Source organism: Roseomonas sp. OT10 (genome assembly GCF_020991085.1).
Taxonomy (GTDB): domain Bacteria; phylum Pseudomonadota; class Alphaproteobacteria; order Acetobacterales; family Acetobacteraceae; genus Roseomonas; species Roseomonas cutis.
In genome coordinates, this window is record NZ_CP087719.1 from 3,180,378 (window position 1) to 3,193,559 (window position 13,182).

The following is a 13,182-nucleotide window of genomic DNA, read 5'->3' on the forward strand; positions in this document are numbered from 1 at the left end:
ACCCCGTATCAGGCTGTCCCGCGGCAGCGCTGATCGGGTCCAGGGCCCGCAGGGTCCTGGCGGAGTGGGGGTATCGGGGGCGAGGCAGAGCCTTGCCCCCGGGCCACGGGCGCACCCCGCGCCGGCACGGGACCGGCGCATCCCGTCGCCCGTATCAGGTTGGCTGTTCCCGGGCCGCCACGGCGCGCAGGGCGATCAGCGCCGGGGCCAGGGCGAGGAGCAGCAGGGCCACGCGCAGGCTGGCGCCCTGGGCGAGGAAGCCGATCAGCGGCGGCCCGGCCAGCATCCCGGCATAGCCCAGGGTTGCCACGGCGGCGACGCCGCGTCCCGGCGTGGCCCCACCCGCGCGCCCGGCGGCGGTGAACAGCACGGGGGCGGCGTTGGACAGGCCCAGCCCCACCAGGGCGAGGCCGGTCATCCCCGCCTCCAGCCGCGGCACGGCCAGGGCGAGCAGCAGGCCCGCTGCCGCGAGCGTCCCGCCCCAGCGCAGCGCGCGCTCGCCCCCCAAGCGGCGCACCACCGCGTCGCCCGTCAGTCGGCCGAGCGTCATGGCGAGCGAGAAGGCCGCGAAGCCGCCGGCGGCGGCCGCGTCGGAGGCACCGTTGCCGATCAGGTAGAGGGCGGACCAGTCGGCCACCGCGCCCTCGGTGAAGAAGGCCAGCAGGGCGAGGATTCCCAGCCCCAGCATGGCGCGGTCGGGCAGGACGAAGCCGTGGCCGGCCTCCGCCGCCTCGCCGGGTGGCGGGGTGGGGTGGCCCAGGAAGGGCACCGCCAGCAGCAGGCCCACGGCGGACAGCGCCGCCAGCACGCCCAGGCAGAGCGCCGCATCCGCCCCGGCCGCCAGCAGGGCGCCGCCCAGCGCCGCCCCGGCCAGCCCGCCCAGCGAGAAGGCGGCGTGGAAGGAGGACATGATGGCCGCGCCCCAGTGCCGCTCGATCAGGGCGGCGTGGGTGTTCATCGCCACGTCCACGCTGCCGAAGCCCATGCCCAGCAGCGTCACCAGCGGCACGAAGGCCCAGAGCGTGGGGGCGTGCGGCAGCGCCGCCATCACGGCGGCGAAGCCCAGGCCACAGAGCAAGATCAGCCGCGCCGCGCCGACCTTCCCCGCCAGGTGCCCGGCCAGCGGCATGGCCAGGATGGCGCCGCCGGCCACGCCGAGCAGCGCCACGCCCAGGGTCGCATCTGTCAGGCCGAGCCCGGCCTTGAGGAGGGGGATGTTCACCGCCCAGCCGCCGAAGCCCAGCCCGGCGACCAGGAAGACGAGGGAGGTCGCCAGGCGCGGGGTCCAGCGCCGGTCGGGGGCGCGCGTATCGGAGGAGGGAGCGGGAGACGTGTCGGTCACCATGGGACAGGCGGAAGGGCTACTTCCGCAGCTCCATGGCGATGGGCCCGTCGCGCTCGCCGCGGGCGAACTGATCCACCATGGCGTTGCCCGTCTCGCCCAGGCTCGCAGCCGGGCCGGTCCAGACGATCCGCCCGTGGTGGATCATCGCCGCATCGTCGCCGATGCGCCGGGCGCTGGACATGTCGTGGGTGATGGAGACGGCGGTGGCGCCCAGGCGCTTCACGCAATCCACGATCAGCCCGTCGATCACCGCGCCCATGATCGGGTCGAGCCCGGTGGTGGGCTCGTCGAAGAACAGCATCTCCGGCTCGGAGGCGATGGCGCGCGCGAGGCCCACGCGCTTCTGCATGCCGCCCGACAGCTCGGCGGGGGAAAGGTCGCCGACGCTGGCATCGAGCCCGACCTGGGCCAGCACCTCCGCCGCCCGGTCGCGCGCCTGCGCCCGGTTCAGCCGCCGCTGCGCCAGCAGCTTGAAGGCGACGTTCTCCCAGACCGGCAGGCTGTCGAACAGGGCGGCGTTCTGGAACAGCATGCCGGTGCGGTCCAGCACCGCGCGCCGCTCAGCCCGGCTCATCGCCAGCAGATCCTTGCCGTCGATCTCGATCGTGCCGGAATCGGGCGTGATAATGCCCAGGATGCACTTGATGGTGACGGACTTGCCGGAGCCCGACCCGCCCAGGATGACCATGGAATGGCCGGGCATCACGTCCAGGTCCACCCCGTCCAGCACCTGCTTGGCGCCGAAGGCCTTGCGCAGCCCGCGCAGGCGGATCTTGGGGACGGCCGCTTCCGAGAGGGGGGCGCTCATCGCGAGAAGAAGGCCTCGGTCAGCACGTAGTCCAGCGCCAGGATCAGGATGGAGGAGGTCACGACCGCGGCGGTGGTGGAGCCGCCCACCCCCTGGGCCCCGCCCTTGGAGTTGTAGCCGCACCAGGTGCCCATCAGCGTGATGACGAAGCCGAAGACCGCGGCCTTCACCAGCCCGGACACCACGTCCATCGTCTGCAGCGCGTCGAAGGTGGCCTTGAGGTAGGCGCCGGAGGTGAAGTCCAGCTTCAGCGTCGCCACCAGCCAGCCGCCCATCACCCCCAGCACGTCCGCCACCAGCACCAGCAGCGGCATGGCCAGGATGCCGGCCAGCAGGCGGGGCGTGACGAGGTACTTCATCGGGTCGGTGGAGAGGGTGGTCAGCGCGTCGATCTGGTCGGTGACGCGCATGGTGCCGATCTCGGCCGCGAAGGAGGCGCCGATCCGCCCGGCCACCATCAGCCCGGCCAGCACCGGCCCCAGCTCCCGCGTCAGGGAGATGACGACGATCGAGGCCACCGCGCTCTCCGCGCTGAAGCGCGAGAAGCCGGTATAGGATTGCAGCGCCAGCACCATGCCGGTGAAGACCGCCGTCAGCGCCACCACCGGCAGCGAGAAATAGGCCGTCTCGACGAAGGCGCGCACGAACTGGCGGCCGTGGAAGGGCGGCCGCACCAGGCCCGACAGCGCCTCCAGCGCGAAGAGCGTCACGGCACCGACCGAGCGGCACAGGTCGAGCCCGCCCCGGCCAAGCCGGGCGACGGCGTCGAGCAGGGCGTTCACGCGGGCCGGGCCGGGCTGGGGCGAGGATGCACGGGGTCGCGAATGAGGCGGGTCCCTGGAGTGGCCGTCCCTGGCGTCCGGCGGGGCCGGCAAGACGGGTGGATGGCCTGCCGTGTCACGCGGTGGCCGAGCATGCAGATAGCCGCGCCTCCCGCCGGGGGCAACCGGGCCGGCGGGGACGTTACCGCGGGGGTGGTTCCCGCTCCGGCGCGGTGGCGTCGAAGGCGGGGTGGTAGGTGACGGCACCTTCGGGCGTCCCGGCCGAGAAGGCCAGGGCCTGGAAGTATTCCGGCGGCACGCCCTCCAGCCACAGGCGGGGGTCGGGCCGGAAGCCGAGGCGGCCGTAGAAGCCCGGGTCGCCCAGCACCACGCAGCCCCCCGACCCCAGCGCCCGCAGCCGTTCCAGCCCCGCCCGCACCAGCGCCGTGCCGATTCCCCCGCGCTGGCGGTCCGGCCGGACCGCGACCGGCCCCAGCCCGTGCCAGTTCGACGCCGCGCCCCCGATCCGCACCGGCGAGAAGGCGACATGCCCGACCAGGAGGCCGACCAGGGCGCCGCCGGATTCCGCCACCAGGGAGAGGGTCAGCGCCCCGGCCCGGCGCAGGGCGCCGACCAGCGCCGCCTCGGCGCCGCTGGCATGGGGCGCGCCGTCGAAGGCCGCGGCGACCAGGACGGCGATGGCCGCCGCATCCTCCTGCCGCTCGTCGCGCAGGGTCGCCTCACTCGCCGTGGTCGTGGTCCCCATGCGTGTGGTCCAGGTCGCCGAAGCGGGTGAACTCGCCCTCGAAGAACAGGTGGATGGTGCCGGTGGGGCCGTGGCGCTGCTTGGAGATGATGAGCTCCGCCTTGTTGTGGGCGCGCTCCATGTCCTGCTGCCACTTGTCCATCGCCTCGGCGAACTTCGCGTCGTTGTCGAAGTTCATCTGCTTCGGCCCGCGCTGCGCCAGGTAGTATTCGTCACGGTAGACGAACATCACCACGTCCGCATCCTGCTCGATCGAGCCCGATTCGCGCAGGTCCGAGAGCTGCGGCCGCTTGTCCTCGCGCGACTCCACCTGACGGGAAAGCTGGGAGAGCGCGATCACCGGGACGGACAGCTCCTTGGCGATCGCCTTCAGCCCCTGGGTGATCTGGCTGATCTCCAGCACCCGGCTCTCCGGCCGGGTGCCGGCGGCGGGGCGCATCAGCTGGAGGTAGTCCACCACGATCAGGTCCAGCCCGCGCGTGCGCTTGAGGCGCCGGCAGCGGGTGCGCATGGCGGAGATGGTGATGGCGGGCGTGTCGTCGATGTAGATCGGCAACGACGCCAGCTCCCGCGAGGTCTCGACGAAGCGGTCGAAGTCGCGCTGCCCGATCTCGCCGCGCCGGATCCGGTCGCCCGAGATGCGGGAGTTCTCCGACAGCAGGCGGGTCGCGAGCTGGTCCGCGCTCATCTCCAGCGAGAAGACGGCGACCCCGCCCTTGGGCACGGCGTTGGGGTTCTCCGCCTGGGCCTCGCGCAGGATGGAGCGTGCCGCCCCGAAGGCGATCTTGGTCGCCAGCGCCGTCTTGCCCATGGCCGGGCGGCCGGCGAGGATCAGCAGGTCCGAGGGATGCAGCCCGCCCATCTTGGCGTCCACGTCGCGCAGCCCGGTGGACAGGCCGGAGACGCCGGAGCCGTTGGTGAAGGCCTTCTCCGCCATCTCCACGGCGCGGACCAGGGCGCGGTCGAAGCTGATCAGCCCGCCCTCCGCCCCGCCTTCCTTGGAGAGGTCGAACAGCGCCTGCTCGGCAGCCTCCAACTGGCCCTTGCCGTCGAGATCGGCCTCCACCCCGAAGGCGCGGTTCACCACCACCTCGCCCAGATCCACCAGCTGGCGGCGGATCCAGGCATCGTGGATCACCCGGGCATACTCGCCCGCGTTGATGATGCCGACCATGGCGGTGAGGAGCTGGGCCAGGTAGGCGGGCCCGCCCACCTCGTCCAGCACGCCGGAATGCTCGAACTCGGCGCGCAGCGTGACCACGTCGGCGAGCTGCCCCGCCTCCAGCCGGCGCTGGATGGCGGCGAAGATGCGGCCATGGATCGGGTCGGCGAAATGCTCCGCCGCCAGGAAGTCCGAGACCCGCTCATAGGCCTTGTTGTTGGCCAGCAGCGCACCCAGCAGGGCCTGCTCGGCCTCCAGGTTCTGCGGCGGGAGGCGCTGGGAGAGCCCCAGCAGGCTGCCGCTCTGGTCGACCGCGTTCATGCGGTCAGCCTAGCACGGGACCGGGGGCACCGGAGCCTGTGGGTAACGGTGGATACTGTGGATAACTCACGCCGTGACCGTGGCCGGCCGCCGGGGGGAAGGCACCGCCTTTCCCCGCCGCCGCCCCTATCCGGCAGGAACAGAGCCCCTGCACCCCCGTTCATGGAGGCTTCGGCACGCCGGAGGTCCATGACCTCCGGCGACTGCGCCGTCAGCCTGGGGGCTCGGGACATTCTCTTGGAAAGGCCGTCCACGATCTTGCCGGGACCGGCACGGGACCCACGGCCGCCATGCGGCGCCAGACTCCCGCCGAGGTCCGGGGGCCGGCCCGCCCCCGGCAGGGGAGGGTCTGGAAGGGGGCGGCGCCCCCTCCCGGTCCGTCGGGTCCGTCGAGAGACCCGGCCGGGAGATCAATCCCGCGCGGCGCCCAGATCGGACAGCTCGGCGGCCAGCTCGGCCTCCAGGCTCTCCTCCTCGGCCTCCTGCTCGGCGCGCAGATCCTCGCCGCGGGCCTGCTTGTCCGCCTCCTCGGGGCTGCGGGCGATGTTCACCACCACCGGCAGGTCCACCTCGGGGTGCAGGGCGATGCGCACGGTGTGCAGGCCCAGGGTCTTGATCGGGTGCTCCAGCAGCACCTGCGCCCGCTCCACGCCCAGGCCGGCGTCGCGGCAGGCATCGGCGATGTCGCGCGGCGAGACGGAGCCGTAGAGGTTGCCGCCCTCGCCCGCCTGGCGGATCAGCACGACGGCCAGCCCGTCCATACGCTCGGCGATGCGCTCGGCTTCCTCGCGGCGCTTCAGGTTCTGCGCCTCCAGCTGGGCGCGCTCCGTCTCGAAGCGGGCGAGGTTGGCGGCATTGGCGCGGATCGCCTTGCCCTGGGGAAGGAGGAAGTTGCGGGCATAGCCGGGACGGACCGTTACGCGGTCGCCCATCTGGCCGAGCTTCTCGACCCGCTGCATCAGGATGACGTCGATCATCGGGTTGGTACCTTCAGGTTCTGGGGGGCTTCCGCCCGAACTGTTCGAGGAGGCCGAGGCCGACCACCAGGGTCGCCGCCGGCAGCGAGAAGAGCACGAGGAGGAGGTAGAACAGCACCAGCACCGGGCCACGCAGGCGGCCGTGGATCACCGCCAGCCCCTGCAGGAAGACCGGCACCAGCAGCGCCGCCGCCACCGTCAGGGCTTCCAGCGCGCCGGTCAGCCAGGCCGCCAGCAGGGCCAGCGCCAGCAGGCCGGCGTACCAGCCCGGCAGGCGTGCGGTCTTCCAGGCCGGCATCGGGCGCAGCGCCAGGCGCCGCCGGGCCAGCCAGCGCTGGGCCGCCGTGCCGCAGAGCAGCAGCGGCAGCGCCAGCGAGGCGCCGGCCAGGGCGATGGCGAGGCGCACCAGCCCCCCGACGGCCTCGGCCGACACCTCCAGCCCGGAGGCGGCGAGCATCCCGGCGAGCTGCGTGGCCAGCGCCGCCTCCAGCCCTGCCGGGCTGACGGCGATGGAGGCCCAGGCGGCGACGGCCGGCCCCAGCCCGAGCAGGGCCAGCGGCACGGAGAGGTCCGTGCGCCCCGGCCGCAGCGCCGCGAGCAGGATCAGCGCCGCCGGCAGCCCGGCGGAGAGCAGGAAGACCACGCTGCCGCGCAGCCCCGCCACCGGCAGCAGGGCGATGCCGCCCACCGCCGCGGCCAGCCCGCCGGCCACCGGGCCGAAGGACAGCCCCGCCAGGTACACCGGCAGGGAGGCCAGCCAGAAGGCCAGCGTCCCCAGCGGCATCCCGCGGAAGGCCCAGAGCGAAACCGCCGCGCAGGCAAAGCCGGCCGCCGCGCCCGCGAGGCATCGCGGGTCGTTCAGCACTCCGGCCTGGCTGCGGGCATCCACCACGTGCATCCCCCGGCCGGGGCGGCATCGCCGCCCCGTCCCGTCCTCAGTCGTTGATGACGTAGGGCAGCAGCGCCAGGAAGCGGGCGCGCTTGATGGCGTTCGCCAGCTCGCGCTGCTTCTTGGCGGAGACCGCCGTGATGCGGGAGGGCACGATCTTGCCGCGCTCGCTCAGGAAGCGGCTCAGCAGGCGCACGTCCTTGTAGTCGATCTTCGGCGCGTTCGGGCCGGAGAAGGGGCAGGACTTCCGCCGGCGGTAGAACGGGCGGCGGGCGCCGACGGCCGGGCGGCGGGCGGCGGGGGAGAGGTCGGTCGTCTCGGACATGGTCTCTTACTCCTCGCCCTGGCCGGCAGGTTCCATCTCGTCGCGGGGACGGGCGCGGAACTCCTCGCGGTCGTCGCCGCGCTCGCGGCGGCCGGAGGTGAAGCGGCCGGCCGGGCGGGGGCCACGGAAGCCGCGATCGCGCTCGCGGTCCTCGCCACGGCGGGCCAGGATGGCGGAGGGCTCCTCGGTGATCTCTTCCACGCGCAGCGTCATGTGGCGCAGCACGTCCTCGTTCAGGCCGAGCTGACGCGCGACCTCCTGCTCGGCCGCCGGCGGGCAGTCGAGGCCGAGGAGCATGTAGTGCGCCTTGCGGTTCTTCTTGATGCGGTAGGCGAGGCCGCGCAGGCCCCAGTACTCCCGCTTGCGGATCTCGCCGCCCTGCTCGGCCAGGATGGAGGCGACCTGATCGGCCACCGCCTCGACCTGCTGCTGCGTGAGATCGTTACGTGCGATGAGCACGGTTTCGTAGAGCGGCATCGTGTCTCCCTGCGGATGTCTCAGCCCAGGGCCGGCATGGCGGGATGCCATGGGCGCGAACGGGCATAGCCGGGCGCGATGCCTCGCGCCCGGCAGGGTGGCGGGCGTTTAGCCCTCCCCTCGCTGAAAGGCAAGCGTGCCGCGACGGATGGCGGGCCTTGCGGTAACCCAGGCTGGGTAGATCGGCCACAGGGCCTGTGGCCATCAGGCAACAGGGGGGCGTCGCGCAACGCCTGTCCCCTATCACCAAGATTGACAAAAGGTCACGCCAGCGGCTTTTGCGAGACATTATCAGAATCATTCTCAATCGTGGGGTAGCATGAGCCGTTTCGGTTCCATCGGCCTGTCCGCATCGCACACGGCCCTGGTGGCCAGCCTGAGCCTCGGGGCGGCGGCCATCGCGCCCTTCGCCGCCCAGGCGCAGACCGCCGCCACCGGCACGGGCGATCCCGCCACGTCCGCGACGCGGCCCCAGCCGGAGGGTGCCTACTCCGTGCCGGAGGTCCGGGTGGAAGGCGCCCGCCCCTCCAACACCCTGCAGGCCCCGACCGGCATCTCCCGCCTGCCGGGCACGGTGCAGGACACGCCGCAGACCATCCGCACCGTCTCGCCGGAGGTGATGGAGCAGCAGAACGTCACCTCGCTGGAGCAGGCGCTGCGCAACGTCCCCGGCGTGACCGCGACCATCGGCGAGGGCAATGGCGGCGTCACCGGCGACCAGTTCCGCATCCGCGGCTTCAGCGCCCAGAACGACGTCTTCGTGGACGGGCTGCGCGACTTCGGCTCCTACCAGCGCGACACCTTCAACATCGAGGAGGTGCAGGTCCTGCTCGGCCCCTCCGGCTTCGCGATGGGCACCAACACGGTCGGTGGCGCCATCAACAGCACGGCGCGCACCGCCCGGCTGGGCAACAGCATCAGCGGCGTGGTGACCGGCGGCATGGGCCCCTTCGCCCGCGTCGTGGCCGACGTGAACCGCCAGATCGGCGAGACCGCCGCGATCCGCATGGTGGTGATGGGCCAGCAGAGCGACCTGGTGGACCGTGACATGCAGCAGGTCTCGCGCTGGGGCATCGCGCCCTCCGTCGCGGTCGGGCTGGGCACGGACACCACCTTCACGGTGGACTACATGCACTACCGCGACTGGAGCTCGATCGACGGCGGCATCCCCTTCATCACGCCCTGGGGACAGAATGGGCGCCCGGCCACCGAGTTCGGCCTGCGCCGTGCCAATTCCTACAACCTGGAGAACGACCGCGACAACGTCACCGTCGACCGGCTGACCGCGCGGCTGGTGCACCGCGCGACGGAATGGCTGACGATCGCCAATGACACGCGCCTGACCTTCGTCGACCGCTACACCTCGCTGACGGCGCCGGTCTGCGGCGGCAGCACGGCGAGCTACAGCGCCTTCCTCGCCAGCTGCTCCGGCCGCTTCCTGAACGGGCTCAACACGGCCCTCACCTATGGCGGCGGCTCGAACGCGCCCTACCATCAGGAGAACTGGGCGATCCAGAACATCACCACCGCGACGGCGCGCTTCAACACCGGGCCGCTGCGGCACGAGCTGGTCGGCGGCCTCGACATCTGGCACGAATCGGTCGACCGCACCGCCTATCCCTACCTGTCCACCGCCTCCCGCACCTCCGGCCTCTTCACGCCCGAGATCAACAACAACCTGATGCTGCCCACGGGCGCCGCCAACAACCGGCGCGAGACGGACAACGACAACGTCGCCCTGTTCCTGAACGAGCGCATGTGGCTGATCCCGGAGGTCTCGATCTTCGCCGGCGTGCGCTGGACGAAGTACAACCTGGACTACCAGGCCGGCGCCCCCGGCGCCACGCCGACCACCGACCTCAGCGTCAGCGACAGCTTCTGGGACCCGCGCGCGGGCATCATCTTCGAGCCGACGCCGAACCAGACCTACTACTTCTCCTACTCCACCTCCTCCACCCCGCCGGGCAGCCTGTTCACGACCTTCCCCGCCGGCGTCAACGCGGCCGCCGACACCGGCAAGCCGGAGCGCAACACCAACCTGGAGGTCGGCGCCAAGATCGGCATCCTGGACAACCGGCTCGGCCTCAGCGCGGCGCTGTTCCAGGTGGAGAAGGACAACGCCACGCAGCAGGACCCGAACGACCCGACCGCCGTCATCCAGACCAGCGACAAGCAGCGCGTGCGCGGCGTCGAGCTGGGCGTGAGCGGCCGCATCACCCCAGATTGGACGATCAACGCCGCCTATACCTACCTGGACAGCGAGACGACGCGCTCCACCACCGCGGCCAATGTCGGCAAGCGCGTGCAGTACGTCCCGGAGAACGCCGCCTCGCTCTGGACCACCTATGAGATCGCCCCGCAGTCGCCCTGGAACGTGACGGTCGGCGGCGGCATCACCTGGCGCGACAAGATCTACGCGAACGCCGCCAACACCGCCGAGGTGCCGGCCAACTTCAGCCTCGACGCGCTGCTCTCGCACCGGATCAACCAGAACGTCACGATCGCGGTGAACGGCTACAACCTGACGGACGAGACGAACTACGGCGCCGTCTTCGGCAACCGTGCCGTGGTGCTGGCCGGGCGGACCGTGCTGGGAAGCCTGCGGGTCAACTTCTGACCTGCCCGGGCGGGGGCCTCCGTCCCCGCCCGACGCCCTCCACCGGCGCGGTTTCTCCCGCCCGGTCGATCCATCCGGGTGAACCGTCCATCCGGGCCGCCGCGACAGGTGGCCCGTCCGGACGCGGTCTGTGATCCTCCTCGCCCGGGCGATTTCCTCCGGGCGCGATCCATCTTATGACCCGGCCCGCCGCAACGGAGCCTTCCATGCTGGTCCGCATCCCCCAGGTCCTGACCCCCGCCGAGGTCGCCTATTGCCGCGAGCGGCTGGAGGCGGCGGCCTGGGTGGACGGCAAGGTGACCGCCGGCGCCCAGGCGGCCATCGCCAAGTTCAACCTCCAGGTGCCGGAGAACTCGCCCGAGGCGCGGGAGCTGGGCGACCTGGTGCTGCGTGCCCTGGGCCGCAACCCGCTCTTCTCCACCGCCGCCCTGCCGCTGCGCGTCTATCCGCCCATGTTCAACCGCTACGACGTGGGGATGCAGTTCGCCGCCCATGTCGACAGCTCGATCCGCATGGTGGCCGCCACGGGGACGCGGCTGCGCACGGACGTCTCCTCCACCCTCTTCCTGACCCCGCCGGAGGAGTACGACGGCGGCGAGCTGGTCGTGCAGGACACCTATGGCGAGCACGCGGTGAAGCTGCCGGCGGGCGACATGGTGGTCTATCCGGCCACCAGCCTGCACAGCGTGCGCCCCATCACCCGCGGCTCGCGCTGGGGCTGCTTCTTCTGGTCCCAGTCCATGGTGAAGGACGACGGCAAGCGCGCCTTCCTCTACGACATGGACATGGGGATCATCGAGATCCGCCGCTCCCTGCCGGACGACCACCCCGGCGTGCTGGCGCTGACCGCCAGCTATCACAACCTCTTGCGCCGCTGGGCGGAGATGTAGCGCGGGCGGGCCCCGGACCGTCCGGGGCCGCGCCGCCTGCCTCAGCCGTTGGGGTGGAAGACCACCTTCACGCAGCCGTCCTTCTTCTCTCGGAAGGTGTCGTAGAGCTTCGGGCCGTCCTCCAGATCGGTGGAGCGGTGGGTGATGAGGAAGGTGGGGTCGATCTCGCCGGCCTGGATGCGCTTCAGCAGCGGCTCCATGTAGCGCAGCATGTGGGTCTGGCCGGTCTTCAGGGTCAGGCCCTTGTTCATGAAGGCGCCCAGCATCAGCGGCCCCACCGGCCCGACATAGACCCCGGGCATGGAGACGATGCCGCCCGGCCGGCAGGCCAGGATCGCCTGGTTCAGCGCGAAGGGACGCTCCAGGCTGACCGTGTGGCTCAGCACCGCGGAGGCGACCTTCTGTACCACCGTCTCCGCGCCGTGGCTTTCCAGCCCCACCGCCTCGATCACCGCATCCGGGCCTTTGCCCTGGGTCGCCTCCAGCAGCATCTCCTGCACGTTGCCGTCGGCGTGGTTCAGCACCTCCGCACCGGCAGCCTTGGCCAGGGCCAGCCGCTCCGGCACGTCGTCCACGGCGAAGACCCGCGCGGCGCCCAGCAGGAAGCAGGACTTGATGGCGAAGAGCCCGACCGGGCCACAGCCCCAGACGGCGATGGTCTCGCCGCCTTTGATGTCGCAGTTCTCGGCGGCCATGTAGCCGGTGGGGAAGATGTCGGACAGGAACAGCGCCTGCTCGTCCGAGATGCCGTCGGGGATCTTCATCGGCCCGACATCGGCATAGGGCACGCGCAGGTATTCCGCCTGCCCGCCGGGAAAGCCGCCGGTGATGTGGGAATAGCCGAACAGCCCGGCGGTGGCGTAGCCGAACTGCTCCGCCTGCATCGCCGCGTTGGGGTTGGTCCGCTCGCAGCAGGACCAGTTGCCCCAGCGGCACTGCCGGCACTCGCCGCAACAGATGGTGAAAGGCACGACGACGCGGTCGCCCACCTTCAGCGTCGTGTTGTCGCGGCCGACCTCCACCACCTCGCCCATGCATTCATGGCCGAGCACGTCGCCCGATTCCATGGTGGGGACGAAGCCGCCCATCAGGTGGAGGTCGGAACCGCAGATGGCGCAGGCCTTCACCTTGATGATGGCGTCGCGCCCGTCCTGGATGGTGGGGTCCGGGACCGTCTCGCAACGGATGTCGCCCCGCCCGTGCCACGTCAACGCCTTCATGGTGCTTCCCGCCTGGCTTCCGTCCAGAGGAACGTGGAGCGGAAGGCGCGGGTTGCCCCCGCCACCCGAAGGGGCGGCGGGGGCGCCGGGTTCAGCGGCGGTGCCTCAGCGCCAGTGCTGCGGGGGCGGCGGGCCGGGGTGGCGGGGGGGCGGGCCGCGGCGGTTGTGGCGCGGCGGCTCCACCCAGACGCGGCGGCAGACCTGGCGCCAGCCGCTGCGGTAGCGATGGTCGCGCACCCGATGGCAGCGGTTCACCCAGCGCACCTCCTCCAGCAGGCTCTCCCCGCCGGGCTGGTAGAGGAGGGGCGTGGCGGCGGGCCGGGCGCCCTCCGGCGGCGCGGGCAAGGCCGCGCTCGCCTCCGTGGCGGCGAGGCCACCACCCAGCCCCAGCGCCACGGCCAGGGCGATCACGTGTCTCAGGGGCATGCCGGCGATGTCCTTCCCGTTCTCCGCTGGCCCGGGCCACGGGTGTGATCCGGGGGCGCTCCATTCGCGACAACACCCGGCCGGCGGCGCGGGTTCCGGGCGATTCCAGGGCGATTTCAAGGCATTTGACCATCGCGGCAGGGCCGGCGCCATGCCCGCTCGCGGGGCGGGCGGGGCCCGCCGTTGACAGCGCCCCGC

At 72.1% G+C, this 13,182-nt stretch carries 13 protein-coding genes; 2 read left to right on the forward strand and 11 right to left on the reverse strand.

Annotated elements, in window-relative coordinates; genetic code table 11:
• Positions 1-154 precede the first annotated feature (154 nt).
• The 9 genes from LPC08_RS14625 to rpsF form a co-directional block, all read right to left on the reverse strand.
• Positions 155-1,345: an MFS transporter gene (locus tag LPC08_RS14625; protein WP_230448980.1), complete on the reverse strand. Its 1,191-nt coding sequence runs from the start codon at positions 1,343-1,345 to the stop codon at positions 155-157.
• Positions 1,346-1,361: 16 nt separating this feature from the next.
• Positions 1,362-2,153: an ABC transporter ATP-binding protein gene (locus tag LPC08_RS14630; RefSeq protein ID WP_230448981.1), complete on the reverse strand. Its 792-nt coding sequence runs from the start codon at positions 2,151-2,153 to the stop codon at positions 1,362-1,364.
• On the reverse strand, positions 2,150-2,935 hold the full coding sequence (locus tag LPC08_RS14635; protein WP_230448982.1) for an MlaE family ABC transporter permease: 786 nt from the start codon (positions 2,933-2,935) through the stop codon (positions 2,150-2,152). The genes LPC08_RS14630 and LPC08_RS14635 overlap by 4 nt, the downstream gene beginning before the upstream one ends.
• Positions 2,936-3,116: 181 nt before the next feature.
• Positions 3,117-3,680, reverse strand: a complete 564-nt coding sequence (locus LPC08_RS14640; RefSeq protein WP_230448983.1) for a GNAT family N-acetyltransferase — start codon at positions 3,678-3,680, stop codon at positions 3,117-3,119.
• Positions 3,655-5,163, reverse strand: a complete 1,509-nt coding sequence (locus LPC08_RS14645) for a replicative DNA helicase (RefSeq protein WP_230448984.1) — start codon at positions 5,161-5,163, stop codon at positions 3,655-3,657. The genes LPC08_RS14640 and LPC08_RS14645 overlap by 26 nt, the downstream gene beginning before the upstream one ends.
• A gap of 410 nt (positions 5,164-5,573) precedes the next feature.
• Positions 5,574-6,140 (reverse strand): 50S ribosomal protein L9, encoded by a 567-nt coding sequence (gene rplI / locus LPC08_RS14650; protein ID WP_230448985.1) that lies wholly within the window; start codon positions 6,138-6,140, stop codon positions 5,574-5,576.
• 13 nt (positions 6,141-6,153) lie between these two features.
• Positions 6,154-7,029: a hypothetical protein gene (locus LPC08_RS14655; protein ID WP_230448986.1), complete on the reverse strand. Its 876-nt coding sequence runs from the start codon at positions 7,027-7,029 to the stop codon at positions 6,154-6,156.
• Positions 7,030-7,075: 46 nt separating this feature from the next.
• Positions 7,076-7,354 carry a 30S ribosomal protein S18 gene (gene rpsR, locus LPC08_RS14660; RefSeq protein WP_230448987.1) on the reverse strand — a complete coding sequence of 93 codons (279 nt, stop codon included), beginning with the start codon at positions 7,352-7,354 and terminating at the stop codon, positions 7,076-7,078.
• Positions 7,355-7,360: 6 nt separating this feature from the next.
• Positions 7,361-7,831 (reverse strand): 30S ribosomal protein S6, encoded by a 471-nt coding sequence (gene rpsF / locus LPC08_RS14665; protein WP_230448988.1) that lies wholly within the window; start codon positions 7,829-7,831, stop codon positions 7,361-7,363.
• A 319-nt stretch (positions 7,832-8,150) separates the two neighbouring features.
• On the opposite strand from rpsF, the gene LPC08_RS14670 reads away from it, so the two are divergent.
• The gene (locus tag LPC08_RS14670) at positions 8,151-10,448 is read left to right on the forward strand and encodes a TonB-dependent receptor (RefSeq protein ID WP_230448989.1); all 2,298 of its coding nucleotides are present in this window, start codon (positions 8,151-8,153) and stop codon (positions 10,446-10,448) included.
• 206 nt (positions 10,449-10,654) lie between these two features.
• A complete protein-coding gene (locus LPC08_RS14675) occupies positions 10,655-11,338 on the forward strand; it encodes a Fe2+-dependent dioxygenase (protein ID WP_230448990.1) in 684 nt (227 codons plus the stop codon).
• 41 nt (positions 11,339-11,379) lie between these two features.
• Here the strand turns inward: LPC08_RS14675 and LPC08_RS14680 are convergent, their stop codons facing one another.
• Entirely contained in the window at positions 11,380-12,558 is a 1,179-nt protein-coding gene (locus tag LPC08_RS14680) for a zinc-dependent alcohol dehydrogenase (protein WP_230448991.1), read from the reverse strand.
• A gap of 105 nt (positions 12,559-12,663) precedes the next feature.
• Positions 12,664-12,984, reverse strand: a complete 321-nt coding sequence (locus tag LPC08_RS14685) for a hypothetical protein (protein WP_230448992.1) — start codon at positions 12,982-12,984, stop codon at positions 12,664-12,666.
• Positions 12,985-13,182: the final 198 nt, after the last annotated feature.

Coding starts and splice junctions, on each gene's coding strand:
- LPC08_RS14675 (WP_230448990.1), top strand. CDS start 10,655: ATGCTGGTCCGCATCCCCCAGGTCCTGACCCCCGCCGAGGTCGCCTAT.
- LPC08_RS14680 (WP_230448991.1), bottom strand. CDS start 12,558: ATGAAGGCGTTGACGTGGCACGGGCGGGGCGACATCCGTTGCGAGACG.
- rpsR (WP_230448987.1), bottom strand. CDS start 7,354: ATGTCCGAGACGACCGACCTCTCCCCCGCCGCCCGCCGCCCGGCCGTC.
- LPC08_RS14640 (WP_230448983.1), bottom strand. CDS start 3,680: ATGGGGACCACGACCACGGCGAGTGAGGCGACCCTGCGCGACGAGCGG.
- LPC08_RS14670 (WP_230448989.1), top strand. CDS start 8,151: ATGAGCCGTTTCGGTTCCATCGGCCTGTCCGCATCGCACACGGCCCTG.
- LPC08_RS14645 (WP_230448984.1), bottom strand. CDS start 5,163: ATGAACGCGGTCGACCAGAGCGGCAGCCTGCTGGGGCTCTCCCAGCGC.
- rpsF (WP_230448988.1), bottom strand. CDS start 7,831: ATGCCGCTCTACGAAACCGTGCTCATCGCACGTAACGATCTCACGCAG.
- LPC08_RS14630 (WP_230448981.1), bottom strand. CDS start 2,153: ATGAGCGCCCCCCTCTCGGAAGCGGCCGTCCCCAAGATCCGCCTGCGC.
- LPC08_RS14625 (WP_230448980.1), bottom strand. CDS start 1,345: ATGGTGACCGACACGTCTCCCGCTCCCTCCTCCGATACGCGCGCCCCC.
- LPC08_RS14685 (WP_230448992.1), bottom strand. CDS start 12,984: ATGCCCCTGAGACACGTGATCGCCCTGGCCGTGGCGCTGGGGCTGGGT.
- rplI (WP_230448985.1), bottom strand. CDS start 6,140: ATGATCGACGTCATCCTGATGCAGCGGGTCGAGAAGCTCGGCCAGATG.